This is a genomic window from Mycobacterium lentiflavum, assembly GCF_022374895.2.
Classification (GTDB): Bacteria; Actinomycetota; Actinomycetes; order Mycobacteriales; family Mycobacteriaceae; genus Mycobacterium; species Mycobacterium lentiflavum.
Genome location: NZ_CP092423.2, coordinates 3,629,505 through 3,655,570, shown reverse-complemented (window position 1 = coordinate 3,655,570; position 26,066 = coordinate 3,629,505). Strand labels below are relative to the sequence as shown.

Genomic DNA, 26,066 nt, shown 5'->3' with positions numbered 1-26,066 from the left:
TGACGACCAAGCAGACCGCGCTCGAGAGGACGACACCCACCGGAATCCGGGCCGGACGATACGAAACAGCCGACGACACTCTCCTTGCCTTCCTCCAAGCCCTCTGATTATGCCGACCTCACGGCTGCGGGCACCGCCTCCACCAGGCGCAACACCGACCATGTCGGCAGAACCCAGACGTCGTCATAAAAGGGATCCATCACCGCCGCCTCGGGCAGTTCGGTGGTGGTGGCGGTCTTGAATCCGGAGAATCCGTCCATGGCAACGACGTCCACACCATCGCGCCAGTCCTGTGGCCGGTCGGCCAGCCAGTCGGCGAATGCTCGTTTGGAGCGTCCTTCGACCATGTCGAGCAACCGCGCCGGACCGGTCTTGTCGCGCACGGGGGTCAAGTCGATGATGACGGTGACGTACTTGTCGGCGCGACGGGTGTGCCGCCACACATGCTCGTCGACGCCGATCACCGCGACCCCGTCGAAGCGGGCCGCATCGGCGATGAGCACCCGGCGGCCTTCGGCCAACACCGCGTTGTTAGCGGTGTTCCACGACACCGCGAGCGCTTCGGCGACTCGGGCCACCGACAGATGTTGGCAGACCAGGGCTTCCAGTGCCCACCGCAGGCCCCGGCGGGACAGCTTGGCCCGCGGCTCGGCGGCCTTGCTGGTGTCTTGGCGCCACACATGAGCGCAGCCGGCGCACCGATACCGGCGGATCGTGACCAGCAAGCATGTGGGCCGCCACCCGAACGGCTCATGAGCCAGTTGCCGGGTCACGGTGTCACGCACCGCGCCCTGCTCGCCGCAGCGGCGACACCACGAGTCGTCGTCGATAATCCGGCAAGCCAACACCGCCCGGTCCGGCTCCAGGCGTTGTCCGGTCACCTCCAACCCGAGCTCGTCAAGGCGGCAGAATGTGCTCAGATCAGGGCACGCGAAGGTAGCGTCAGGCACGTCGAGGTCTTTCAGATGGGCGGTGTGAGAACTCCCATCATCGGAAGACCTCGACCCCTATCCCGGCAGCGACGCGCCGACCACCTCTACACCCTCAACTGCGAAGAGCCGTCAACGCGTCCAACAGGCCACCTGCGACATCGCGGCCGCACCAGGGATCCGCTCTACGGCGTGCGCCGCACCCTGCGCACCCGATTCCCGCTGCTCACCGCCCGCCAACGCACCCGCCTGGAGGCGGTGTTCGCCGACGACAACCACCTCCCCGTGCAGCTCACCTGGGGCGTCTACCAGCGCATCATCGCGGCCTACAGCCACCCCGACCGGCGGCGCGGCAAGACCATGATGACCGCCATCATCAATGAGCCCCTTTGTCGCTAGGACTATTTGTCCACCGTATTCGGCGACGCTGCCATCGAGAAGAAAGAGCCGTTCTTAATGCTTCTGTGGATTACAAGAAATTGTCCTGGCGCGCTCGCAACTGAAAGTAGCTCGTAGTCAAGCTCAAGCTCACCGAAGTCTCTATGTCGGAGCTGCTTGACCTTGCCGTCGGAGACATTGACATCGTGGCTGTTCCACATCTGGACGAAGTCGCTGCTCTTTTTGGAAAGTTCGAGGACGATATCGGTGATATCTGGCTGATCAATATCGATACCTGCGGTGCGGTGCACGGTGGCGATGGCGGTTTTGACGTATGATTCCCAGTTCACCCAGAGGGTTTTCGCCTCGGGATCCAGGAACAGTAAGCGCAAAACGTTCCCTGTGATCGTGAATTGGGAGAAGAGCTCTGAGGCTTGCGGGTTTTCGGCCAGCACATCGCACCGGCGGTTGACTATGTAGGCCGGACCGAGTGTCCAGGCTTGCATGATGAGAAGCAAATACTCAGCCGGGTTTTGCTGCGAACTGGCCTTCTGCCGCCAGCGGTGTCGCGGGGTCGCGAGGTCATACAGATAGGTCGCCTCACTGGGAGACAGGCCGAGCGCGATCACCAAGGCGTCCAATATCCGCGCGGACGGGTGGTTTTCTCGTCCTTGTTCCAACCGCGCGTAGTAGTCGGCACTGATGCCGGCCCGCACGGCCACCTCCTCGCGGCGCAGCCCAGGGGTGCGCCGCCGTCTCGCAAGATCGCCGTGGCGCTGCTGGTTGGGTGTGATCGCCTCGCGGCGCGCCCGAAGAAATTCTCCCAGTGTCTTGGTCACGAAGCGATGCTAGCCAGCGCGGCGTCCTGGGTGTCAAATTCCTAGGTTAAGCTCCCCCTTCCGCGACCTGCGGTTCCTCGCCACCATATGTACTCGTGGCATCAATCGACCGCTTGGCCGAAGGGAACAGGGTTTTAGGCCGCTTGCTGATATCGACACGGGCGGAGGATGGGCCTGAGCATGGGCGGGGCTACCCAGCGCGGATACGGCGGTACGGCGAAGGGTCGGTTCGTTGCCTGGTCGCGACCACACCGACGACGTACTCGGGTCAACGCCCCAAACGTAGCAGCCTGGAGTGACAGCAACCCGAACCGGAAGGACAACGACTTTGCTGGGCATTCTCAAGCGGGCGTGGATTCCGCTGGTGATCGTCGCGGTTGCGGCCGTCGGGGGCTTCGTGGCTTACCGATTGCAGGGTGTGTTCGGCTCGCACCGAGTCGCGGAGGTGGGCCCGGTCGAGCAGATTGTGCCGATCAACGTCAAGCGCGTGGTTTACGAGGTTACCGGGCCCCCGGGCACGGCGGGTGTGGTCAATTACCTGGACGAGAACGCTCAGCCTCAGCGCGCAAGTTTCACCACCTTGCCGTGGTCATACACCGTGACCACGACCATGCCGGGAATGTTCGCCAACGTGGTGGCACAAGGGGACAGCAACATGCTCGGTTGCCGGATTCTGGTCAACGGTGTGGTGCGCGACCAGCAGTCCGTAGCCCGTTTCGACGCACAGGTTTTCTGCTTGGATAAAGCCGCATGAGCGGCGGCCACGCCGAGCGGCCTCTTGCGGCGCGGATGTTGCGGCGGTTGGCGGTGCCGATCGTGTTGGGTTGGCTGGTGTTCGCCGTCGTCGTCAGCGTCTTCGTGCCTCGACTGGATCTGGTGGAACGGCAGAACTCGGTCGGCCTGTTGCCTAAGGATGCTCCGTCGCTGATCGCGATGAAGCGCATGGGCAAAGTTTTTCACGAGTTCGACTCCGACAGCGTCGCGATGGTGGTGCTGGTGGGCGACAAACCGCTGGGCGACGAGGCGCGTCGCTTCTACGACGATCTGGTGCGCCGGCTCGAGCGCGACACCGCGCATGTCGAGAAAGTGCAGAACTATTGGGGGGAATTGGTCACGGCGGGCGGCGAGCAGAGCGCCGATAGTAAGGCCGCTTACGTGCAGCTCAACCTCGCCGGCGACCAAGGCTCCTCGCGGGCGGATGAGTCGGTGCACTCAGTCGAGCAGATCGTGGCGCACTCTCATCCGCCGCCGGGTATCAAAGCATATGTGACCGGTCAGGCGCCGCTGACCACAGACTTGACTGAAGCCGGCGACCGGGGTCTGGCCAAGCGCACGGCGATCACGATCGCCGTGGCCGCGCTGATGTTGCTCATCGCTTACCGGTCGATAGCCACCTTGCTGATCGTGCTGGTGGTGATTTTTGTCGAACTGGCCACCGCGCGGGGAATCGTGGCATTCATCGGCAACTTTCACGTGATCGGCTTCACCACGTTCGCGGTCAGTCTGCTCATGGCGCTGGCCATCGCGGCCGGCACGGACTACGCGATCTTTTTTCTCGGCCGCTATCACGAAGCCCGTCAAAGCGGCGAAGACCGTGAAACCGCTTACTACACGACATACCGTGGAGTTGCCCATGTCGTGTTGGGTTCCGGGCTAACGATCGCCGGCGCGATGCTGTGTCTGCGGTTGGTCCGGCTGCCCTACCTCAATACGTTGGCGATTCCGTGCGCGGTGGCACTGGTCATCGTGATCGCGGCCTCGCTGACGTTGATGCCGGCTCTGCTGGCCATCGACGCGCGGTTCGGCTTACTCGACGCGAAGCGAAAGACCAATATTTACCGGTGGCGGCGACTAGCGACGGCCACGGTGCGCTGGCCCGCCCCGATCCTTGCCAGCGCTGTGGTTGTCTCAATAGTCGGGGGGCTGACCCTGCCGGGGTATCACACAAACTACGACGACCGCTATTACGTTCCCGCGAGCCTAGCGTCCAACGTCGGCGACCGTGCCGCCATCCAGCATTTCACCCATGCCCGGCTGAATCCGGACCTGTTGCTGGTCGAAGCCGACCACGACCTGCGTAACCCGGTGGACATGCTCGACCTGGATAGGATTGCGGCGAGTATCTTCCGGGTGCCGGGCATCGCGCGGGTGCAAAGCATCACCAGGCCGCTGGGATACAACATCGAGCACGGCACCATACCGTTCGCGATCGGCATGCAGCCCGTCCCGATCCGGGAGAACCTGCAGTATCTGAAGGACCGCTTGGCCGATATCCTGCGGCTGACTCGAGATGACCTCGGCGTCCAGATCGCGACGTTAGAGCGCATGTACACCGTGGAAAAGGAACTATCCGGGTCGATTAGCGACAGCGCTCGCGTCACAACTGACACCGCTGCAATCACGGATGGAATACGTGACCATCTCGCAGATTTTGACGATTTCTGGCGGCCACTTCGCAGTTACTTCTACTGGGAAAAGCACTGCTTCGACGTTCCGATATGTTGGTCACTGCGCTCCGTCTTCGACGCGTTGGATGGCTTCGACAAACTCGCCGAGAATTTCCACAAGCTGGCCAAGGACCTCCAACAAAGCGCTGACGCAACACAAGAGATGGTGACGTTGATACCGCCGATCATCGACGTTGCAAAGTCTATGCAGACTACCTTCTTCACGCTCTACAGCAGTTTTTCGGGGCTGATCACTCAAATGGACCGCATGACCGACACCAGCACACTCATGGGCGAATTCTTCGACAAAGCAAAAATTGACGGCCTCTTCTACATCGCGCCAGAAGTGTTCGACAGCCCTGACTTTAAGACCGGCCTCAGGCTGCTGGTTTCCCCCGACGGCAAATCCACCCGTATGATCATCACCCACAACATCGACCCCGCCAGCCCCGAGGCGATCTCCCACGTCGACGCAGAACTCAAGGCCGCACGCGAGGCGGTCAAAGAAACCCCCTTGGCCAGTGCGAAGTTATACCTGGGTGGCACGGCGGCTACTTACCGAGATATCCAAGAATCCACCAAATACGACGTCATGACCGAGGCCATCGCCGCGCTCATCCTGATCTTCATCGTCATGCTGGTCATCACCCGCGCGCTAGTCGCCTCGATGGTCATCGTCGGCACAGTCGTGCTCTCGCTAGCGACCGGCTTCGGCCTGTCGGTGCTGTTTTGGCAACACATCTATGGCTTGGAACTGCACTGGATCACCTTGCCTTTCGCAGTCACCATTTTGCTGGCCGTGGGATCTGACTACAACCTGTTGCTGGTCTCGCGGTTCAAGGAAGAAATCGGCGCAGGACTGAAGACCGGCATCATCCGGTCCGTAGGCGGCACCGGCGGAGTCGTGACCACGGCCGGCTTGGTGTTCGCCTTCACCATGGCCTCTTTGGCGGTCAACGAGCTGTACACGCTCAAACAGGGCGGCACCACCATCGGGCTGGGCCTGCTCATCGACACGCTGATCGTGCGCTCGCTGATGATCCCATCCACCGCTACCCTGTTGGGGCGCTGGTTCTGGTGGCCGCTACGGGTACGCTCCCGCCCAGCCAGCGAACTGCTCCGATCTGTGGGCCCCCGTCCACTGGTGCGCGCCCTGCTCCTGAGGGGGTAGTTTCCCGACTTGCCACTAACCTGGTCTTGGTGTGCCCGTATCACCATCGGTTGCACCATCGAGGCGTTATCACCATCGCCGGAACCGCAGACGCCCTGATCGTCACCGACCACACCGGCCGACGGCTACGCGCAGGATCGCTGGCGCGCCCACCAACCCAACCCCCACCCGCGGTCGCGCCCTGCCCGGGACCCACCGGCGAACGCGCCCAGTGGTGGTGGTACCAACCCTTCCAACCCCAACCACCACCAACACACAACTAGCCCGGGGGCCGGGCACTACCGGCAATGTATCGAAACTCAAACATATTGAGGTATCGAAAGATTCACACTATCCGGCCCAACCATGCCGTGGACCAGTTCATGGGGTCCGGTCATTGACGCAGCTGGCGGGCGACCTCTCCATACCGCTCGAAACGCTCGTGATCGCCCAGGGCATTGTAAAGGGCTACGCGCGTGGCGATTCCGCCGTACTTCTGGGTCAGCGCGTCGGCCAGGCCATCCCACGTCGACTCGGTCGCGAACGCCGCGATGTGCTCGTCGCTGATCTGGGCCGCCATGCCCGCGAAATCGCCGGCCTTCTGCTTCTCGCGGATGCGGGCCGTGGTGCCCTCGAACCCAGCCTCGTCCCAGATGAACGCGTAGTTGGGGGTGCTGCCGTAGAAGGCCATGCTGGTACGCACGGTCTCGCGCTGCGAGGCGCGGTCTTCGTCGCTGTCGCCGACGATCGTCATGGCCGGAACGATGATCGCGATGTCCGACGGTGAGCGCCCGGCCTTCTCCGCGCCGGTGGCGATGTTGGGTAGCACATGCCGCTTGAGATAACCGAGCTCGCCGAGTGGATGCACGTGCACCCCGTCGGCCACTTCACCGGCCATCCGCAGCATCCACGGATTGACCGCCGCGACATCAACTTTCGGATCGGGCTCGTCGATCGGGCCGGCGCTCCACTGCGGCGTGATGAAGTCGAGGTCGTAGAACTCGCCATGGTGATCCAGCTTGCCGGTGCGGAAGGCGGAGAAGCACGCCTTGACTGCCAGCACGTAGTCGCGCAGCCGCGGGCCGGGGCGTTCGAAGGGGACGCCGTAACGGCGCACGACATGCGTGCGCACCTGGGTGCCCAGACCAAGCCGGAAGTTGCCGCCGGTCGCCTCCTGGAGCTCCCACGCCGCGGCGGCGGTGACGAACGGGCTGCGCGGGAAGGCCACCGCGACACCGGTGGACAACTGGAGTCCGGGAGCGGCCTGCGAGGCCACCGCGGCGTTGAGGTAGGCGGTGCGGCCGGTCTCGGTGAACAGCATGCCGGAGAAGCCCGCAGCCTGAGTGCGCTGGGCCACGCCGCCGATCTGAGTCAACGGTTGCGGAACCGTCATCACGTCAATGTGCACGGCGCAACCCTATGCCTTGGCGTGATTACTGGGCCGCGAGCGTGGCGTTCTGAGGAACATGCGGAATCTCGGAGGCAGGCACCGGGGGACAGAAGAAGTTGCCCTGCACCGCGTCGCAACCGTATTCCTTAAGCCGCAGGGCTGTTTCCGCGTCTCCGACACCTTCGGCGATCGTGGCGATGCCGAATTTCGTCGTCAACTCGATCACCGACTGGGCGATCGTGGCGGCGCGTTCGTCGTGCAGGATCGGCGCGATGAAGAGGCGGTCGAGTTTGACGTCGTCGATGGGCAATTCGCGCAGGTAGGTGAGTGAGGCGTAACCGCTGCCGAAGTCGTCGATCGCCACCCGGATACCGGCCTCGCGCAAGCGATTGAGTACCGCGCGGGCCTTCGCGAGGTCGGCCACCAGCAGGTCCTCGGTGATCTCGACCGTGAGCGAGCTGGCGGACATGCGGCGCGCCTCGAGCACCGACATGATGCGATCGGGCAGGGCGTCTTCGTCCAGCGAGGGCGCCCACAGGTTGATCGCGACGGGGATAGCCGCGCCGGCCGCGTACCAATCTGACGCGTCTGCGACCGCCCGGGACAGCACCAGGTCCGTCACAGCGTCCATGAGCCCGTGGTCGCGGACCAACGGTAAGAATTCGCCGGGCTCCAGCGTGCCGAGTTCGGGGTGCTCCCATCGCACCAATGCTTCGGCGCCGCAGACGGATCCGGTCGCCATGTCGAATTTCGGCTGGTAAAGCAGCGTCAGCAGGCGATCGTCGATGGCCCGTCGCAGTTCGCCCAGCAGTTGCAGACGGGCCATGCTGTCGTCGTGTGTCGGTTGTTTGCCGAGCTGGGCGGTCATGCCGGGGGTGAAGGTCTGCACATCGGTCGAGCTGGCCTGTTGAGCCCACCTCCGAGCCGCGCTGGCCTGCTCGAGAAGCTCGCCCGGCATCAGCGCCGAGCCAGGTTCGGTTCCGACCGAGGCGACGCCAATGTTGAGATGTATGTGCAGCCGGTGGTTCTCGAGTTCGAGAGGCTCGGCGAAGGCGTAGACGAGTTTCCTCGCGACCTGTGCCGCGACCTCGGGGCGGTCTTCGACGAGGATGGCGAAGTCGTCGCCGTTCATCCGGGCGACTGTGTCGGCGGGGCGGACGTTGGCCTGGAGCCGCTCGCCGACGCTGCGCAGTAGCTCGTCGCCGACGGCATAACCGAGCGTGTCATTCACCATCTTGAAATCACTGACGTTGAGCGCCATTACGCTGACCGGGACGCCGTGGTGAATGTGCAGGCGGGCCGCGTGCGCGAGCCGATCATTGAATAGTTGCTGATTGGCTAACCCGGTCAATGGGTCCCGCAGGGCCGCTTCAGACAGTGCGGCGGCCAGATGTTGTTTGCGGTCGAGCAATAACAAATGGCGGGCGACGGTGGTGAGGAATAGCACCACGCAGACCGAGAAAATGAATGCCTCGGCCCGAGTTGTGGGCCAAAAGTGCACAGCACCCACGGCAATTGCCAACAGCACCGGCCCATACGGCAACCACAGCGACGTTCTCGGCAGCTGCTGAGAAAAACCGAGATCGAGCTCGGGCCCGGGCCGAGATGCAATTGCCGATAGGGCGATGAAATACATTCCGACCGCCCAGCCAAAGATGACAAGGTCATCTGGCACTCGGTCGGGATGATTGTCCCAGACGTGGATGATTCCGGCCGTCGCAATGGCCGCCCAGCCCAGGGTCATAAATGTCGGGGAGAGTTTGCGGCCCGGCTCGGCTTTCCCCACGGTGATGGTCGACATGACGAAAAGCCCGACGTACACCGCGGTGGCTGCGGCCAACAACATCAAGGGCATGGTGACGATTTGTTCGGGTTGGCCGAAGTGGCCCAGCACCAGAATGGCCAACACGATCAGAAACGACGCGGCGACGAGGATGCCGTCGAGCAGCAGTCCCATTCCGAATCGGGAGTCGTCGCGGCTGGGAATCGTGGTGGCGGTGGCCAGCGCGCATAGGGGCAAGATGACGAACCCCAAGTTGGCCGCCGAGATGCCCATCATCGGCGGAATGCCGCCCAGGGCGACGTACCACCACACTGCCTGGCCGGCTGTCCAAGCGGCCAAGCCGATGCTCAGCACGGTCCACGCGAGCCGTTGGCGGCCGCGGCCGATCCGCGCGGCGACGACGGCGCAGCCGTTCGAAAACACGCTCAGAATCCAGAGTCCGACCGGACCGGTGAGCGCTCGATCCGATGGGCCACTTCTGGTGAACAACAACACGCCATACACGAGCAGACCGACAGTCGCCAACAGGGCGAGCGCAGTTCGGCGTCGTGTCGGTGAGAACATTTCTCCTTGCCCTGTCGTATGCGGTTGTCCGAAGCAGGATAAGGCACGGTGCGGGCGCGCGTGATCTCTATAGTGGCCCTTTTAACAATTTCGTTAAAACGTCTCCGGGTCGTGACGCAGTGGGTTCTCGTCCCTACCAGAACTACTCATGTGATCGCGATTGGGGAATGAATTCGAAATCGGTGATGCGGCGTCACTGGCGTTCTGCGGCAAAGACGACATCGGGGTTGAGGATGCCGGCGGGGTCGAAGGACTCCTTGATCCGGTGCAGTAGGTCGACCTTGACCGGGTCTTCGAGCTCGCGCCAGTACGGCGCCTTGGCGCGGCCCAGGCCGTGCTCGCCAGAGATCGCGCCGCCCAATTCCATTGCGAGAGAGAAGATATCGGTTAGCAGCTTCTTGCGTGTGTCGGGGTCGTTGCAGAAGATCGCCAGGTGTACGTTGCCGTCGCCGGCATGACCACAGCCCGCCGCGCCGCCGCCGGCCGCCGTCGCCAGGCCGCGCACGGCCTCGAGGAACTTCGGCATGGCCCCGCGCGGTACGACGGTGTCGATCAAGTCGTCGGCGCCGATCGCCTTCAGCGTCCAGAACGCGTTCTCACGCGCCTCGATCAGCTTGCGGGCCGAACCGCCTTCCAACACATAGGCATCCACGGCTCCGAGCTCGGCGAGCAGCTCACCGGCCCGCTCGACATCCTCGTCGAGGCGGTCTGCGGTCCGATTCTCAAGTCCCACAACAAGATAGGCCTGACAGCTGTCGCGGATCTTGTCCGGGATACCGAGTTCCAGATGCTGGGTGTGCACGAGCGCGGCCATCGTCAGATTGTCGATGTATTCAAGGATGTAAGGCCCCAGGCCGCTGGCGATGACCTGCGGCACCGCCTCCATGACCTGGTCGAAATCGGCGAACGGCGCGAGCACGGTGGCGCTGTGGTCAAGGCGCGGATGCAGCTTGACGATCACCTCGGTGGCCAACGCGAGCGTGCCTTCGGAGCCGACGATGAGTTGCGTCAGGTCGTAGCCAGTGGACACCTTGGCGATCTTGCCGCCGGTGCGGATGATCTCGCCGGTCGGCAGCACGGCTTGCAGCCCGAGCACATTGTGGCGGGCGATCCCGTATTTGACCGCGCGCATCCCGCCGGCGTTGGTCCCGACATTGCCGCCAACGCTGGACGACAGCTCTCCGGGCTGGACCATATAGCGCAGGCCTGCGTCTGCGGTGGCGGCGTCGAGCTCGGTGAGCGTCACGCCGGGTTGGACGACGGCGACCTGATTGGTGGTATCGACCTCGAGGACTTTGTTCATGTGCTCGAACGAGATGACCAACCCGTCCTCGCGTGGCATCGCCGCACCCGACAAGCCGGTTCCGGATCCGCGCGCCGTCACCGGAACCTGGTGCTCCGTAGCCACTTTCAACAGCCGCGATACCTCTTCGGCGGTGGCGGGTTTGGCGACGTAGGCCGGACGCTGCGGCGGTTGATTCAGCTCCTCGTCGTGCCAATAGTCGTCGGGGATCGCGTCGCCTTCCAAGAGGTTGTGGGTTCCGACGATTTTCCGCAGACGGTTCGCGATGTCGTTCATGAAGGATTTTCTAGCAGTCGCAAGGGATGCAGGCCGTCGACCGCGCCGACGAACGGTGGGTGGATGCTGTAGCCGATCATGCGCTGGATGTCGGCGGAGAGCCGTCGCGCGACGTCCTGCGGGACCGACAGTGTGAAGGCCTCCATCGTCCGCAGCCAGGGTTGGCAGTATTGGGCGGTCACGGCAAGCCGTGACTGCTCGGTGGTGTTGGCGCCGCCGCCGTGCCAGAGCGTTCCGACGAAGAAGACGCAGGAGCCGGCGGGCATGACGACGGGCATCGACTTGTCGTCGGGCCCGGGCGCGCGGGCGGGCCAGCGATGGCTGCCGGGGAAGACCACGGTCGAGCCGTTGTCGGCGGTGAAGTCGTCGATCGCCCAGATCGTCGCGGCGGCCAGCGGCGCCCGCGGCCGCGGAATCGGGTAAAAGCCGTCGTCGTGGTGGGGCAGCTGCGCGGCCTCGCCGGGCTGAATGTTGATGGCCTGCAACGCCGAAAGCAAGTAGTTGGGCATCAGCAGCCGATCTAGGACGGCGAGCACGCGCGGATGCTCGACCAGTCGGTCGCACTGGCGGGTCCTGCTCAGGACGCTGTAGATGCGCTGGGTTTTTCGGCCTTCGAAGGAGTTGCGTCCGGTGTGCTCCAGCCACGGTGTGACGGTGTCGCGGATCTGCCGGCACTCGTCCGCGCTGAGCAGGTTCTCCCAGATGACGTAGCCGTCGCGATCGAGGGCCGCCATGTCGGCGTCGACGATCGCGGAGTCGACGGAAGCGCCGCTGCTCGGCGTCCATTTGTGCCGGCCCGCCAGGTCGTTCTTGAGGTCGTCCAGCGTCGTGACGGGCTCGTTCATGTCTCCGACAGTGGACCTCGGTTGACCGCTGGTCAAGCAGGCCACGCGTGGTGGCCGACGTTTCAGTTTCGGTATCTCGGGTTAAACCAGGAGACTGCCATTAATTGCGGAACCGAACGGCGGGATCGACCTGAAGCTCGACGGTACTCAGCGTCACCGCGCCCAGGACACCGACGAGGTGCCTACTTCCACGGGCGCGGTTGTCGTCGGCGGCCGCTACGAACTGCGCGGTCTGCTTGGTCGCGGCGCGATGGCCGAGGTACGCGACGGATGGGATATGAAGTTGAGCCGCCCCGTCGCCGTCAAGCTGCTCTATCCCGGGGTGAGTGCTCGGCCGGACAGCCGTCCCCGGTTCGAGATGGAGGCGCGGGCGGCCGCGCAGCTGACCGGTCGGCACGTCGTCGTGGTCCATGACGTGGGGGAGCACAAAGGGTTGCCGTTCATCGTGATGGAGCGGCTGCCCGGTATGTCGCTGGCCGACCACATCGCGCGCGGGCCGCTGCCGGTGCCGTTCGTGCAAGCCGTCCTCGACGGGGTGCTAGACGCACTCGCCGAGGCGCACAACATCGGCATTCTGCACCGCGACGTCAAGCCGGGCAACATCTTGTTCACCGCCGCCGGCGAACCCAAGCTCGCGGATTTCGGCATCGCCAAGACATCCGGCGCCGCCTACACGCGAGCCGGCGAAATCATCGGCAGCATGGCCTATTTGAGCCCCGACCGGCTCGCCGCCAAGCCGGCCACGGTGGCCGACGACCTGTATGCGCTCGGCGTGGTGGGGTACGAGGCGCTGACCGCACGGCGGCCGTTTCCGCAGGAGGACCTCGGTCCGTTGGCCCACGCGATCCTGCACGAGGCGCCGCCGCCGATTGCCGCGCTGCGCCCGGATGTGCCACCGAGCCTTGCCGGCACGATCGAACGCGCGATGGCGCGCGACCCGGCATGGCGGTACGAGCATGCCAACGCGATGCGAGCCGCGCTGGCCGGCGCGTATTCGCCGCCGCCTCCCGTGCGGGTGCCGACTCGGGTCATGCCGGCGCCGCTGCCCGCGCTGACGGGCTATACGCCCGCGGGCCCCGGCCCGTCACGACGCAAACTGTGGATCGCGGCGATTATTGCCTTGTTCGTGCTGGGGTTCATGCTGGTCATGATCGATCCGCCGTTTTCGTCGACGCCGCCGGCGCCGGTCGACACGACGACGCCCACGCCGCCGCCACCGACGACCACCAGCATCACCACCACCACACCGAGCAGCAGCCTCGAGCAACCACCGCCGCCACCGCCAAAGCGGCCGAAGAAGCACAAAGGCGGAGAAGGGCCGTGAGTGTCGCTCAGCCGCGCCGGGTTCCGGGCGTGAACGTGACCGGCAGCTTGCTCAGCCCCGTCATGCTCGGGTTGCCCAGGTATTGGTGAGCTTCTTCTTCGTTGACCCGGTAGTCGGGGATCCGGTCGAGGACCGTCTTGACCATCACCTCGGACATCAGCCGTGCCAGGTGCGAGCCGATGCATCTGTGGGGTCCGAGCCCAAAGGCTAAGTGGCGGTTAGGGGTTCGGTCCAGGATGACATCGTCGGGATTTTCGAATTCTTTTTCGTCGTGGTTCGCCGAGACCCAGCTGATGATGAGCCGATCGTTCTTCTTCAGCTGTTGGCCATAGAGCTCGACGTCCTTGGTGACGGTCCGGCTCAGCGAGCGGTTGACGCTGAAGTAGCGCAGGAATTCGTCGGTGGCGGTGCGGTAGAGCTCGGGGTGGTTTATCAGTTGTTGTCTGAGTTCCGGGTGCGTGCCGAGGTGTTTGAGCGTGAGCGCGGTTTGTGAGGTGGTGGTGTCGACACCGCCGGCGATCAGGTTCCAGAGGATGTTGAGCAGCTGTTCGTCGGTGAGGTGCTGCCCGTCGAACTCGAATTGAATCAGGAAGCTGGTCAAGTCTTCTCGTTTGTCGGCGCGTCGTTGCGCGGCGTGCTGGAGAACTTCTTCCATCATGGCCGGGACTTTGCCGATGGCTTCGGCGTATTCGGGGCTGTCTTGCGGGACGGCCATGACGTTGTGGAACATGCTGGCGTAGATGTGCCAGTTGTCGAGCGGCAGGCCCATCAACTTCATCGTGAGGATGGCCGGCACCGGGCTGGCGTAGTCGAGCACCAGATCCATCTCGCCGTCTTCGATGTGCTGGTCGAGGAACTGGTGGGCTTTTTCCTCCATGAACGGCTTCATCTTTTCGACGGCGCCGGGGGAGAAGAACGGGGCGAGCGCGTGCCGTAGGGCCAGGTGATAGGGGCCGTCTATTTCGCCGATACCGAGCGCCGGCTGACCTTCGGGGCGCGGGACGCCCATTTCGCCTTGGTAATCGACGCCGTCGTCAGCGTTCGGTTCGTACTTGTGGGCGAAGGTGTCGCCGTCTCTTGCCGTCGTGCTCACGGCGTCGTAGCTGCTGAGGTACCAGAAGCCGTCGTATTGCGTGTTCCACGCGACCGGACACTTTTGCCTGAGGTACGCGTTGACGGTCTCCGGGTTGAGGTTGAATTCGTCGGAGTGATGGTCGAAGTCGACTATCGCGTCTGGGGCGACGCCGGGGCGGTGAGTCAATGGGTTGCCTTCCTGGCTATCTTTGCATTATTACGCTTTTGGGCCGGGCGACTGAAGTAGGAGCGATGAGCAGCTACCGAACGACCTTCAATCACGTGGGCTTGTGCGTCGCCGATACCGAGCGGTCGCGCCGGTTCTACGAGGAAGTGCTCGGTTTCCAGTTCTGGTGGGAGCTCGAACCGCCCGACAACCTCACCGCCCAGGTGGTGCAGCTTCCCGCGCCGCTCGGGGTCAAGGCGTCGTATCTAGTTCGCGACGGCTTTGTGCTGGAGTTGATCGACTACTCCAAGCGGCAGGTGCACGCCGGCCCTCGGCGCGTCATGGATGAGGTTGGGCTGACCCACATTTCAATGTCGGTGTCTGACCTCGGCGCAGTATTGGCCAAGGTTCCGGAGTTCGGGGGATCGGTGGTCGAGGAAGCGGTGTCCGACATGATGGGCATCATCCGCGACCCCGACGGGCAGATCATCGAGCTGGTCACGGATGACTGGCTGGCGGCATTGCCGCCGAGGCCCTAGGGAGAGACGGGGGCTCAAACGCGCCGGCCTCGAGCCCCCAATCAACTGCTGATACGCGGCTAAACGCATTCATGCGACTGTGAACTGCCGATAGCGGGAAAGCCACCGCCTGGGGCTGCCAAGGGCGGGATGTATCCCGAAGGAGGATCAGGATTGGCACCGGCCTGCTGACTCCCCGTGGCTGTGCTCTCATGTTGTTGGGCCCAATCAACGCGGGGAGCATCCGGTGGCGTTATCCGAATACGAGCAGGAACAGCTCGCGAAGGTCGCCGCGCATAAGGAGCGTGTCCTCGGTCGTAAGTCACGCCGATTCCTACCCTTCAACGTCAGAGGCATTGGTCCCGGGCTGGTCAACAAGATGGTGAAGCTGCCGGGTGTCAAGACGGTGACCGAACCCGTCGTGGCAGTGGTGGACGCAACGACCGAGGCCGCGGGCAAGGTCATGAGCAAGACGAGTCAACTCACGACCTCTGCTACTCGCGTCATCAGTGCCTACGCGAAGAAAGGTCATGCGGTAGCACACCTCGACGACATCGGGAAGCTCGACCTGAAGACGATCGACGATGTGGCGCCCTTCACGCTCCTGCAGCACGCCTACTCTCTGTCGGCAGCCGCAGAAGGTGCGGCAGCCGGCCTCGTCATCAGCGGCGGCGAGGCGGTGACAGCCGCGGGCGCGGCGGCAACTGCTGGAGCCGCGGCCGTTCCCGGATTGGGCGCGGTCGCTACGGCGATGGGTGTCGATGCCGCAGCGCTGTTGACCGCGTGCACTGGGGTGGTGGCTCAGCATGCGCTCTATTACGGCTACGACCCGCGCGAACCCGCCGAAGAGATCTTCATGATGCAAGTCATCGGATTGGGATTGGCAGGCTCAGTATCGGCGAAAGCCGCTGCCTACCAACAGCTTGCACTATTGACCGAAAGCCTTGCTCGAGACGAGGCCTGGCAGGAACTCGACCAACAGACATTCGCCAAAGTGGTTCAGAAGTTCGCCGTGAACTTCGCCGAGTCGCTGGCGACCAAAAAGCTCGGTCAGCTGGTACCCGTCATCGGAGTCGGTATCGGCGCAGCCTTGAACTGGAAGGCGGTCACCGCGATTGCCGATGCCGCCTATTGGACGTACCGCGAGCGCTTCTTGTACGAAAAGAGCGGCGAAGTCGACTCCCCTGCAATTAATGTCGATCTCGCCGACGACGATCTACCGGCGATTGATGTTGTCGACATCCTGAAGTCGGAAGGTATCCACCCCGGCAAGTGAAAGGATCGGCGCATTGGACCCCATTGCTGTGGCAGACGCAATTGCGGCCGAGGCGCATGCGGGCCAGGTCGACAAGGCCGGCATGCCCTATGTGGGACACGTCCGTCGGGTGGCGTCTTACGTGGATCCCTCCAACACCGATGCCGTGGTGGCGGCCTTGCTGCACGACGTCATTGAGGACACCGGCATCACCGCGGCGGAACTGAGCGATCGCGGCATCCCGCAGGCGGCAATCGACGCGATCGAGCTGCTCACCCGCCGCAGCGACCAGCCGTCCGCCAGTTACTACCAGCGCATCAGCGAGCACCCGACCGCCCGGGAAGTGAAGCTCGCGGATCTGGCCGACAACACCGATCCCGAACGCATGGCGACCCTGACCGAGTCCGACCGTGCCCGACTGACACATAAGTACGCGGGCGCCTACGCCGCGCTCGGCGCCGACTTTGACGACGGGGCCCGGCGCAGATCACTTGCGGCGCAATGAATTTAGTTGTCGACGTATCGCGCGATCGTGTCCACGAGCGCCTTGACGGCGCCGGTTTGCGACTCCGCGGAAGCCAGATACAGCGTCCACGTCAGCGGCGGGTGGTCGACGTGCGCACCGTGAAGACCGCCTAAGGCGCATGACGGCGTGGCGCGGCGTCGGGCACCTGTTGGCAGTTGATGACGGCCACTTCCCGGCGCGGATCGACGCCCGAAAGTTGTCGTACCCCGATGTGATGATGTCGTTATGTCTTTGACTGCATCGGCTGCCGCAGGGGTGGGTCCTGGCGAGCGGCTGGAGGTGTTGTTCGAGGAGTTGGCGGAGTTGACGGGTCAGCGTAATGCGATTGATGGGCGCATCGTGGAGATCGTGGCCGAGATTGATCGCGACCAATTGTGTGGCGTGACGGGCGCGCGGTCGGTGGCGGCGTTGGTGGCCTGGAAGCTCGGTTGCTCGTCGGCAAATGCTCACGCGATCGCCGCCGTCGCGGGCCGGCTGGCGGAGTTTCCGCGCTGTGCTCAGGGTATGCGGGAGGGGCGGCTGTCGTTGGATCAGGTCGGTGTGATCGCGGCGCGGGCCGGGGCGGGGTCTGATGAGCACTATGCGGAGCTGGCTGCGGTGGCGACGGTCAGCCAGTTGCGCACGGCGGTCAAGCTGGAACCGCGACCCGAAGCCGAGCCTCAGCCCGAGCCCGAGCGCTCGATCACCACGACCACCACCCAGCAGGGCAGCTGCTACCGCATCACTCTGGGCCACCACGACGCCGCAAAGTTCGACGCCGCCTTGGTGTCTCATCGTGAGGCGCTGATCGCCGAGTGGAAGCTTGCGCACGGCAAGGGTGACGGCGCGTCAGATCAGGTGCCGCCGGTGCCGGGCACTGTCGAGGCGTTGATGCGCCTGGTCGAGACGGGGTGGGACGCCGAGGCGGCCCGCCGCCCGCATGGGCAGCACACCACTGTGGTGGTGCACGTCGATGTGGAGCAGCGTGTTGCGGCGCTGCATTTGGGTCCGCTGCTGTCCGAGGCCGAGCGCCGCTATCTGACCTGTGATGCCAGCTGTGAGGTGTGGTTCGAACGTGACGGCGAGGTCATCGGTGCCGGCCGGTCGACGCGGCTGATCAGCCGGCGGCTTCGGCGTGCGCTTGAGTATCGCCATCCCACGTGCGCGGTTCCTGGCTGTGGGGCCACGCGTGGTCTGCACGCCCATCACATCCGGCACTGGGAAGACGGCGGCTCCACGGAGTTGGTCAACCTGGTGTTGGTGTGCCCGTATCACCATCGGTTGCACCATCGGGGCGTTATCACCATCGCCGGAACCGCAGACGCCCTCATCGTCACCGACCACGCCGGCCGACCGCTCAGCCCGGGATCGCTGGCGCGCCCACCAACCCAACCCCCACCCGCGGTCGCGCCATGCCCCGGGCCCACCGGCGAACGCGCCCACTGGTGGTGGTACCAACCCTTCCAACCACAACCACCACCAACACACAACTAGGTAGCTCACCGCCGCCGGTCATGACCAGCACCGGATCAACGCTCAAACGGGTTGCGGCATCAAGAAATTCGTTCGCGATCCGCGCTGCAACTGCATCGTGAAACGACGTTGACAACCAGACCCGCACCGCCGGCCCGCCACCCCGACGACCTCGGCAATACCCTCACCGCGATCCGCGCCGACGTGCGCACTAACGTGCCAACTCGGTGCCGAACTCGAGGACGGGGCTCGGCGCAGATCGCGCGCGGCACAGTGACTCCGGTTGTGCTGTGATGATGCGGGAACAACCACATGGGAGCAGCGGGTGGCGCTATCTGGCTACGAGCAAGAACAGCTCAAGAAGGTCACCGCGCATAAGCAGCGCAGCCTTCGTCCGCCACGTCGCCTGATTCCCGCAATTCCCGACCGGGTCCGAGGCATTGGCCCCGACCTGGTCAACAAGGCGCTGAAGGTGTCGGGGCTTGACAAGGTGGCCGACTCCGGCGCGGCGCTGCTCGGCACCACGGCCGCGAACGCCGGCAAGTTCATGACCAAGACCGGTCAAATGACGACGTCGCCCAGCCTGGTGATCGGCGCTTACGCGCGGAAAGGTCACGCCGTAGAACATCTCGATGACATCCGCAAGCTCGACCTCAGAACCATCGACGACGTGGCGGCGTTTGCTTTCACGCGTCACGCCTACTCGATATCCGCAGCAGTCGAAGGTGCTGCGGCCGGCCTCGCCATCAGCAGTGGTGAGGCGGTAGCAACTGTCGGTGCGGCCGGAACCGCCGGCGTCGCAGCCGGGCCGGGACTCGGCACCGTCGTCACGGCCATGGGTGTCGACGCCGCAGTGCTTTTGACAGCGTGCAGCAGCGTTGTAGCGCAGGATGCTCTGTATTACGGCTATGACCCGTTCGATCCCGCCGAAGAGATTTTCATGATGCAAGTCATCGGATTGGGACTCGCCGGAACACCGTCGGCGAAAGCCGCTGCCTACCAACAGCTTGCGGTCTTGACGGAAAGACTTGCCCGAAACGCGGCCTGGCACGAGCTTGATGAGCAGACCTTCGCCAAGGTGGCTCAGAAGTTCGCCGTCAAGTTCACCGAGAAGCTGGCCCGGTCAAAAGTCTTTCAGCTTGCGCCCGTCGTCGGAGTCGGGATTGGCGCCGCCTTGAACTGGAAGACAGTCGCCGACATTGCCGATGCCGCGTACTGGGCCTACCGCGAGCGCTTCTTGTATGACAAGAGCGGCAACGTCGAGCCCATCGATGTCGATGCCGCCGACGATAGCGACGACGAAGCGCTTGACCTCATCGACATCCTCAATTCGGAAGGCATCGACGTCGACGGCGCCGATACCGACGAAGATGAGTGACGGAGGAACAGCCATGCGGGCGTTGCGTTTCGACACGTTCGGTGACCCCACCGTTCTGCACATTGCCGATCTGCCCGACCCGTCGGCGACCCCGCGGGAAGCGGTGATCCGCGTCGAAGCCGCATCGGTCAACCCATCCGATGTGAAAAACGTTGCCGGCCTGATGGACTGGACGGTGCTGCCGCGCACCCCCGGACGCGACTTCGCCGGGGTGGTCGTGAGCGGTCCACCCGAATGGGAAGGCGCCGAAGTGTGGGGCACCGGTGGCGACGTCCGTTTTACCCGCGACGGCTCGCACGCCGAGCTCATCAAGGTCCCCGTCGAAGCGCTGGCGCGAAAGCCGAAAAAACTCAGCTTCGACGAGGCCGCCGCCGTCGGCGTCAACTTCGTCACCGCTTGGTCGGGCGCGGTCGAGACAGCACAGCTGGCTAACGGCGAGACGATCGCCATCTTCGGTGTCTCCGGGGGAGTGGGTGGTGCCGTCGCGCAGATCGCGCACGCGCTCGGCGCCCGGGTAATCGGCGCGAGTCGCCGCAAACCCGACCCGGAGACTCCCGCCGCCACAGTCATCGACGAATTCGTCTTCCTCGACAACGATGCCGCCACCGAGATCAAACGACTCACCGACGGTAAGGGTGTCGATGTCGTGTACGACGCGGTAGGCGGCGGGACTACACAGGCCGCGCTGGCCTCGCTCGCCCGGCGCGGCAGGCTGGTCATCATCAGCGCCGTCGGCTCGCCAACAGTCGAGATCGATATACGGGCCCTGTACCGCAACGAAACCCGCATCCTGGGCGTCGACAGCGGCAAACTCAGCGTCGTCGACTGCGCGCAGCTACTGCAAAAGATGTTGCCCCACTTCGAATCCGGCGAGTTCCGCCCACTGCCCATCACCGCCCGCTACGACCTCGAAAACAGCGCAGCAGCCTACAATGCGGTCGCCAGCCACATCCCGGGCCGCGTCGTGATCAATCCCTAAGAGAGGCAACCACAATGGCAACCGATCTGAACGAACACACCATCACCGACGAAGTGCTCAAGACCTTCGACACGTCCACCGACGAACGCTTTCGCCAAGTTTTCCGAAGCCTGGTGCAGCACCTGCACGACTTCGCCCGCGAGGTGCGGCTGACCGGCGACGAGTGGTTCACCGCGATGGACTTCATCGAACGGCTCGGCAAGATCTCCAGCCCCACCCGCCAGGAGGTGGTGCTGCTCTCCGACATCCTCGGCCTGTCGATGCTGCTGGACAAAATCAACGAGCAGACCGGCGGATCGTCCACCGACTCGGCGCTGCTGGGCCCGTTCTATGTCAAGGACCGTCCGACCGCACCCAATGGCGCCGACATCTCCAATGGCGTTGCGGGAACACCGATGTTCATGACCGGTCGGGTCGTCGACGAACAGGGCAGGCCGATCGCCGGCGCGCAGGTGGACACCTGGCACAGCGACGGCACCGGGTTCTACGACGTGCAAATGACCGAACCACTGCACGGCGAGTTCGCCATGCGCGCGCTGCTGACCACGGATCACGACGGCAAATTCTGGTACCGCTCGATCACGCCCCGCTACTACCCGGTGCCCACCGACGGCCCGTGCGGGGAAATCCTGCGCGCCGCCAATCGATCCGTGATGCGACCCCAACATGTGCACTTCTGGTTCCACGCCGACGGCTACCAACCACTGATCACGCAGCTATTCCTCAAAGACGACCCCTACATCGATTGCGATGCCGTGTTCTCGGCGCAGGAATCCCTGAAGGCCGACTTCGTGCGCCACGAACCGGGCGTCGCGCCGGATGGAACGACAGTCGACGAACCGTTCGTCACCCTGGACTGGACGTTCACGCTCGCGGCAAAGTGAAACCATGACACGAATCGCGCTCGCCGACCTCGACCAGCAGCCCGAGTCAACCCGCGAGTGGGCGGCCCGTCGCGGCAACCTCAACGTCTTCCGGCTACTCGCCAACGCGCCCAACGTATTTCCCGGCTGGACACAGCAGATGGACGAGCTGTACGCCAGCCCGACCTTCAGCGCGCGGATGCGCGAGGTGATCGTCCTACGGGTGGCCAACCTGCAGGGTTCGGCCTACGAACTCGCCCAACACCTGCCGCTTAATTTTCCACAAGCCTAACGATGCGGACCTGATTGGCCGTAACGTTGCACGACGTGGCCGCGCGTAAGCCCTCGACGCGCCTGTCAGCCGACGACTGGCTGCAGGCCGGCTACACCTTGCTCGCCGAGGAGGGGGCGCGCGCCCTCAAGATCGAACGCCTCTGTCGACAAGTCGGCGCCACCCGCGGCAGCTTCTATTGGCACTTCGAGGACATGGACGGTTACCGCGCCGCACTGGTCGACTCGTGGAATGCGTTCCGCGAGGAGGATCGGCAAAGCTTGGCCGAGATCGACACACTTCCGCCCCGGGAACGCCTGTCCGCCATGATGATTTCCTTGGTCAGGCCGCAACACTGGATGCTCGAACGCGCGATGCGGGAATGGGCCCGCACCGATCAAACCGCCGCCGCGAACATCCGGGACGCGGATCGCCGCCTGCTTCGCGCCGTCACAAAGGCCTATGGCGACTGCGGATTCAGCCACGAGGACGCCAAACTGCGGGCGGAGCTGACCTTCGCGGCGGGCATCGGGCTACTGCACCTCACCGCCTCGCCCGGCCAGGCGCAGAAGCTGGCTCGACACGAACGCTTCCTGGACCTGATGCTGGCCGGTTCGAAATAGTCACACCATCGCGATCGGCGAGATCTTGGCGCCAATCGCCAACGCTCCGGCCAACTCCCGGCTCACGTCATAGTCGAACACCACATGGCCCGCGGCAATGTCCACGTCGCGCTTGGCGCGCTGCAATGGGCTTGACAAGAAGTGAGCGCTCGCGCCGGCGGCCTCCAGCAGATCGGCGATTATCGCCCGGCACTCATGCACGGTGTACGCCGCGGCCAGCCGGGCGTTGGCCCGTTCCGATCGGTGCACCCGTTCACCGCTGACCACCAGCGCGTCGATGGTCGCAGCAGTCTCGGCCACCAGCGCCCGCAGCGCGCGCAGCCGCGCGGTCGCGTCGCCCAGCCTGATCTGCGCGGCGGGCTGATCCTTTTGCGCCACACCGCTATACGCCAGCACGCGGCCGCTCAGCCGCTCGGCGAACAGCTCGGTCACCCGCTCGGCGGTACCGAGCACTGGCATCGATGCCACCAACGCGAGCGCGGGCACCAGCGGCCACCGATAGGTAGCGACCCCGTGCACAGCCGCGCCCGGGGCCGTGCCGCCATAGATGTCGGCCACGCTGGCGATGCGGTGTTCGGGGACGAAGACGTCGGTCGCGATCAGGTCGTGGGAGCCGGTGGCCCGCATGCCCGCGGTATGCCATACGTCGTCGACCTCGACCTGGCCGGCGGGCAGCACCGCGAGCGCCGGAAGGATGCCGTCGTCGCTCTCGACCAGCGCACCCACGATCACCCAATCGGCGTCCATCGCACCCGTCGCCCATGACCATCGGCCGGTCAGGCGCACGCCGCCTTCGGTCGGATGGCCACGGCCGGTCGGGGCCAACGGAGCCGGCGCCAGCACCGGACCCGAGGCGAACACTTCTTCCTGAAGCCGCGGGTCGAACAGTGACAGCATCCAGTTATGCAGCGCGTAGAACCCCAATGTCCACGCGCTCGATGCGCAGCCGTGCGCCATCAACCGAATCGGTTCCAGCACTTCGGGAAACGATGCTTGGATACCACCGAACCGGGCGGGCAGCAGCAGCCGGAACAGGTCCGTCTGCCTGAACTCGCTCACCGTCGCCGTCGGAAGCCGGCGCAGCTGCTCGGCTTCCTCAGCACGCTGCGCTAACCGCGTGACGAATTCGTCGGTGATTCCGTGCAGCGAGCGGCTTTCGACCGCAGACATGCGGTCACCGTAACATACCTTTTAGTATGTAAACCCGGTCAGTTGCCGAATCCGGTGCCGGTGGGCGCGTGCGCAACGACGGTCGGTCCGCCGGCGGCCTCGTCGAGTCGGCTCGCGGCGAACGCCGCCCCCTTGTCGATGTACGCTCCGCCGTCTGCGTAGGTGTCGTGGGCGGCGAAGTTCATGCCGTCCGAACACACCGGGTCGTCGGTGGCGCAGACCTTGAGGGTCTTGCCCACGTAGCTCGGTCCGATGACCAGCGGCGGTTGGCCCAGGAAGTTCATGGCCCGCACGTTGGGCGTGCCGAAGAGCACCACCGCGGCGACGTGGTCGGCGATTTCGGGCGCCAGTGGCTTTGGCACGGTCGCGGGATCGACGCCATCGGGAACCGACGCCGAGGTGACGAAGCCCATCACGGCCGCGCCCTGGGAAAAGCCGCTGAGCACCATCTTGGTCTTGGGGCAGCTGTTCGCCATCGACACGACGTGCGCGCCGGCGTCTCGGATGCCGTCGAGCCCAGTCTGCCACTCATTGCTGGCGGGGTAGTTGACGGCGTAGACGTCGACGGACTTTCCGGCTTCGCGCCCGCGCAAGTTATCGACGAAGGCCTGCCCGGTCGGGCCGATACCTTCCGGCTCGCCGGTGCCACGCGCGAACACCACTTGGGCGTCCGGACACGGCTCGGCCAAAGCCGACGGAGTAGGGGAGACAAGGAAACTGGTACCAAGTCCCACGGCTGCTAGTGCCGTTGGTTTGACGATTCGAGTGATGTGACCGGCGATCATGCCGAAATAAATTCCCATCGGTGCCCATCCCAAACATCTGAGTTCCACGACCAGTTGACCACCGTTGCCAATGACCACAAAAGCGACACGCAGAAGTGCGGCAGTGGTCTTATTTGGCGCGATATCCCCGGTCAATACCGAAGGACTGCTGGCAGGTCCCGACGTCGTGCCTTTACCAATCAATCGGCTTGATCTCGAGGATAGCGCGGGATTGTTACCATCGCGCGGTGAGCGATCCGCCTGCGCATCGAGGGTTCGCCCGGGTGAAATCTGTTTCCAGACGCGACGCCCTGAAACTTGCCGGTGTGACCCCAGCACTGCTCGGTCTGACAACGCTTGTTGCCCCGCGCGCTTCCGCCGGGCTCGCCGGCTCATCCGTCTTCCTCGACGCGGGCCACAACGCCGTGAATGACGCCTCGATAAACGAGCAAGTCCCGAATGGCCGGGGCGGCACCAAAGCCTGCCAAACGTCGGGCGCCGCGACCAACGGCGGCTATCCGGAGCATGCGTTCAATTGGGCCGTCGTCGGCCTGATCAATGACTCGCTGCGGCAAATGGGCGTCAATACCGCGCTGTCTCGCGACAACGACAGCTCCGTCGGCCCCTGCGTGGACCAGCGCGCCGCGCAGGCGAATGCGATGCATCCCAATGCGATCGTGAGCATTCACGCCGACGGCGGTCCGGCGTCCGGCAGCGGATTTCACGTCAACTACTCGGCCCCACCGCTCAACGACGTCCAGGCGGGCCCGGCCGTGCAACTGGCACATACGATGCGAGATGCCCTGGTGCAAGCGGGGTTTCATCCCTCCACCTACATCGGGGCGGATGGCCTCTACGGGCGCGCCGACCTGGCCGGCCTGAACCTGGCCCAGTACCCGGCGGTGCTCGTCGAACTCGGCAACATGAAGAATCCGGAGGAAGCGGCGCTGATGGAAAGCGCGGACGGGCGGGCGAAATACGCCGCCGCCGTCACGCAGGGGATCGTTGCGTTTCTGAACGGCCGGTGAAACTTAGCCTGGGACAGCTTCTTTGGGGACATCCGTCGGCCAATCGGCGAGGGTGTCCAGATAGAGCTGACGCACCTCGGCAATGTGATCCGGCAGCGTCTGCAGCGTCCACTCGTCGACCGGGATCGGCGGCAGCACGGCAACGTCGACCGTGCCCGGGGTGATCTTGAGCGAGTTCTTTGCGGCGATGATCTCGGCGTTGCGGATCACGATCGGCACGATCGGAATGCCCGCGGCCATCGCGATCCGGAACGCCCCCTTCTTGAACGGCCCCACCCCCGTCATGGTGTCGCGCGAGGTGCCTTCCGGGGCGATCAGGATGGACAGGCCGCCCTTCGCGCGTTCCTCGACTTCGTGCAGGGTTTCCACCGCGGCGGCCGGGTCGTCTCGGTCGAGGAAGACGCCCTCGTTGAACTTGAGCAGCGTGCCGATGATCGGGTCGCTCGCCAATTCCTTCTTCGCGATTTTGATCCAGTCGTCGCGCAGCAACGCGGCGGCGATGAAGGGGTCGACTCCGTTGCGGTGGTTGTAGAGGAACACGGCCGGGCGCTGTGCCGTCAAATTCTCGGCGCCGATCACGCGGTAGCGAATGCCGTTAGTGGCGAGCAATAACCGGGGCCAGGTGGACCGGAAGAAGTTCAGCCCGCGCCGACGGCTGCGGGTCAGCAGGCCAACACCCAGCGCGCCCGCGCCGACCGGCAGGGCCAGGCCGAAGCCGGCGACCAGATTTCCCTGCCTGCGCAGGCGGACTCCGCGCGATGTCTCCGGCAA

22 protein-coding genes and 3 pseudogenes are annotated in these 26,066 nt (G+C 64.5%); 15 read left to right on the top strand and 10 right to left on the bottom strand.

Annotated features, from left to right (window positions below):
- Window positions 1–185: 185 nt before the first annotated feature.
- A pseudogene (locus MJO58_RS17110) lies at window positions 186–950 on the bottom strand (ISL3 family transposase); the annotation flags it as partial.
- 24 nt (window positions 951–974) lie between these two features.
- Here MJO58_RS17110 and MJO58_RS28945 point away from each other — a divergent pair.
- On the top strand, window positions 975–1,328 hold the full coding sequence (locus MJO58_RS28945; RefSeq protein WP_423790900.1) for a hypothetical protein: 354 nt from the start codon (window positions 975–977) through the stop codon (window positions 1,326–1,328).
- 2 nt (window positions 1,329–1,330) lie between these two features.
- Here MJO58_RS28945 and MJO58_RS17100 read toward each other — a convergent pair whose 3' ends face one another.
- Entirely contained in the window at window positions 1,331–2,146 is an 816-nt protein-coding gene (locus MJO58_RS17100) for a helix-turn-helix transcriptional regulator (protein ID WP_051472940.1), read from the bottom strand.
- Window positions 2,147–2,474: 328 nt separating this feature from the next.
- On the opposite strand from MJO58_RS17100, the gene MJO58_RS17095 reads away from it, so the two are divergent.
- The 3 genes and pseudogenes from MJO58_RS17095 to MJO58_RS17085 all read left to right on the top strand — a co-directional run.
- Window positions 2,475–2,900: an MmpS family transport accessory protein gene (locus MJO58_RS17095; RefSeq protein ID WP_042909771.1), complete on the top strand. Its 426-nt coding sequence runs from the start codon at window positions 2,475–2,477 to the stop codon at window positions 2,898–2,900.
- Window positions 2,897–5,764, top strand: coding sequence for an MMPL/RND family transporter (locus MJO58_RS17090; protein ID WP_085240908.1), 2,868 nt, complete (start codon window positions 2,897–2,899; stop codon window positions 5,762–5,764). Before MJO58_RS17095 ends, MJO58_RS17090 begins: the two co-directional genes overlap by 4 nt.
- A 17-nt stretch (window positions 5,765–5,781) precedes the next feature.
- A pseudogene (locus tag MJO58_RS17085) lies at window positions 5,782–6,027 on the top strand (hypothetical protein); the annotation flags it as partial.
- Between the two features lie 110 nt (window positions 6,028–6,137).
- Here the strand turns inward: MJO58_RS17085 and MJO58_RS17080 are convergent.
- From MJO58_RS17080 to MJO58_RS17065, 4 genes are all read right to left on the bottom strand, one after another.
- Window positions 6,138–7,151 (bottom strand): TIGR03617 family F420-dependent LLM class oxidoreductase, encoded by a 1,014-nt coding sequence (locus MJO58_RS17080; protein ID WP_239720142.1) that lies wholly within the window; start codon window positions 7,149–7,151, stop codon window positions 6,138–6,140.
- Window positions 7,152–7,176: 25 nt separating this feature from the next.
- Window positions 7,177–9,441 (bottom strand): putative bifunctional diguanylate cyclase/phosphodiesterase, encoded by a 2,265-nt coding sequence (locus tag MJO58_RS17075; RefSeq protein WP_139043287.1) that lies wholly within the window; start codon window positions 9,439–9,441, stop codon window positions 7,177–7,179.
- A 232-nt stretch (window positions 9,442–9,673) separates the two neighbouring features.
- A complete protein-coding gene (locus tag MJO58_RS17070) occupies window positions 9,674–11,059 on the bottom strand; it encodes an FAD-binding oxidoreductase (RefSeq protein WP_239720141.1) in 1,386 nt (461 codons plus the stop codon).
- Window positions 11,056–11,904 carry a phytanoyl-CoA dioxygenase family protein gene (locus MJO58_RS17065; protein WP_239720140.1) on the bottom strand — a complete coding sequence of 283 codons (849 nt, stop codon included), beginning with the start codon at window positions 11,902–11,904 and terminating at the stop codon, window positions 11,056–11,058. The genes MJO58_RS17070 and MJO58_RS17065 overlap by 4 nt, the downstream gene beginning before the upstream one ends.
- 178 nt (window positions 11,905–12,082) lie before the next feature.
- Between MJO58_RS17065 and MJO58_RS17060 the strand changes: the two genes are divergently transcribed.
- A complete protein-coding gene (locus MJO58_RS17060; protein WP_239720139.1) occupies window positions 12,083–13,228 on the top strand; it encodes a serine/threonine-protein kinase in 1,146 nt (381 codons plus the stop codon).
- Between the two features lie 7 nt (window positions 13,229–13,235).
- On the opposite strand, the gene MJO58_RS17055 is transcribed toward MJO58_RS17060, so the two are convergent.
- On the bottom strand, window positions 13,236–14,489 hold the full coding sequence (locus tag MJO58_RS17055; protein WP_239720138.1) for a cytochrome P450: 1,254 nt from the start codon (window positions 14,487–14,489) through the stop codon (window positions 13,236–13,238).
- 65 nt (window positions 14,490–14,554) lie between these two features.
- On the opposite strand from MJO58_RS17055, the gene MJO58_RS17050 reads away from it, so the two are divergent.
- From MJO58_RS17050 to MJO58_RS17010, 9 genes are all read left to right on the top strand, one after another.
- Window positions 14,555–15,007: a VOC family protein gene (locus tag MJO58_RS17050; RefSeq protein WP_239720137.1), complete on the top strand. Its 453-nt coding sequence runs from the start codon at window positions 14,555–14,557 to the stop codon at window positions 15,005–15,007.
- A 226-nt stretch (window positions 15,008–15,233) separates the two neighbouring features.
- Entirely contained in the window at window positions 15,234–16,262 is a 1,029-nt protein-coding gene (locus tag MJO58_RS17045; protein WP_239720136.1) for an EcsC family protein, read from the top strand.
- Between the two features lie 13 nt (window positions 16,263–16,275).
- The gene (locus MJO58_RS17040) at window positions 16,276–16,746 is read left to right on the top strand and encodes an HD domain-containing protein (protein ID WP_090603592.1); all 471 of its coding nucleotides are present in this window, start codon (window positions 16,276–16,278) and stop codon (window positions 16,744–16,746) included.
- 246 nt (window positions 16,747–16,992) lie between these two features.
- On the top strand, window positions 16,993–18,240 hold the full coding sequence (locus MJO58_RS17035) for an HNH endonuclease signature motif containing protein (protein WP_239720135.1): 1,248 nt from the start codon (window positions 16,993–16,995) through the stop codon (window positions 18,238–18,240).
- Between the two features lie 304 nt (window positions 18,241–18,544).
- Window positions 18,545–19,597, top strand: a complete 1,053-nt coding sequence (locus MJO58_RS17030; RefSeq protein WP_239720134.1) for an EcsC family protein — start codon at window positions 18,545–18,547, stop codon at window positions 19,595–19,597.
- Window positions 19,598–19,610: 13 nt separating this feature from the next.
- Window positions 19,611–20,576 (top strand): quinone oxidoreductase family protein, encoded by a 966-nt coding sequence (locus MJO58_RS17025; protein WP_239720133.1) that lies wholly within the window; start codon window positions 19,611–19,613, stop codon window positions 20,574–20,576.
- Between the two features lie 14 nt (window positions 20,577–20,590).
- Window positions 20,591–21,460 carry a dioxygenase family protein gene (locus MJO58_RS17020; RefSeq protein WP_239720131.1) on the top strand — a complete coding sequence of 290 codons (870 nt, stop codon included), beginning with the start codon at window positions 20,591–20,593 and terminating at the stop codon, window positions 21,458–21,460.
- Window positions 21,461–21,464: 4 nt separating this feature from the next.
- Window positions 21,465–21,731, top strand: coding sequence for a carboxymuconolactone decarboxylase family protein (locus tag MJO58_RS17015; RefSeq protein ID WP_090603584.1), 267 nt, complete (start codon window positions 21,465–21,467; stop codon window positions 21,729–21,731).
- 35 nt (window positions 21,732–21,766) lie between these two features.
- Window positions 21,767–22,333: a TetR/AcrR family transcriptional regulator gene (locus tag MJO58_RS17010; RefSeq protein ID WP_090603582.1), complete on the top strand. Its 567-nt coding sequence runs from the start codon at window positions 21,767–21,769 to the stop codon at window positions 22,331–22,333.
- Here the strand turns inward: MJO58_RS17010 and MJO58_RS17005 are convergent, their stop codons facing one another.
- Window positions 22,334–23,503 carry an acyl-CoA dehydrogenase family protein gene (locus MJO58_RS17005; protein WP_239720129.1) on the bottom strand — a complete coding sequence of 390 codons (1,170 nt, stop codon included), beginning with the start codon at window positions 23,501–23,503 and terminating at the stop codon, window positions 22,334–22,336.
- A gap of 38 nt (window positions 23,504–23,541) precedes the next feature.
- Window positions 23,542–24,306 carry a cutinase family protein gene (locus tag MJO58_RS17000; protein ID WP_239720127.1) on the bottom strand — a complete coding sequence of 255 codons (765 nt, stop codon included), beginning with the start codon at window positions 24,304–24,306 and terminating at the stop codon, window positions 23,542–23,544.
- A gap of 245 nt (window positions 24,307–24,551) precedes the next feature.
- Here MJO58_RS17000 and MJO58_RS16995 point away from each other — a divergent pair, with 245 nt between their 5' ends.
- On the top strand, window positions 24,552–25,295 hold the full coding sequence (locus MJO58_RS16995) for an Rv3717 family N-acetylmuramoyl-L-alanine amidase (RefSeq protein ID WP_090603578.1): 744 nt from the start codon (window positions 24,552–24,554) through the stop codon (window positions 25,293–25,295).
- Window positions 25,296–25,325: 30 nt separating this feature from the next.
- Here MJO58_RS16995 and MJO58_RS16990 read toward each other — a convergent pair.
- Window positions 25,326–26,048: pseudogene (locus MJO58_RS16990) on the bottom strand (lysophospholipid acyltransferase family protein); the annotation flags it as partial.
- Window positions 26,049–26,066: the final 18 nt, after the last annotated feature.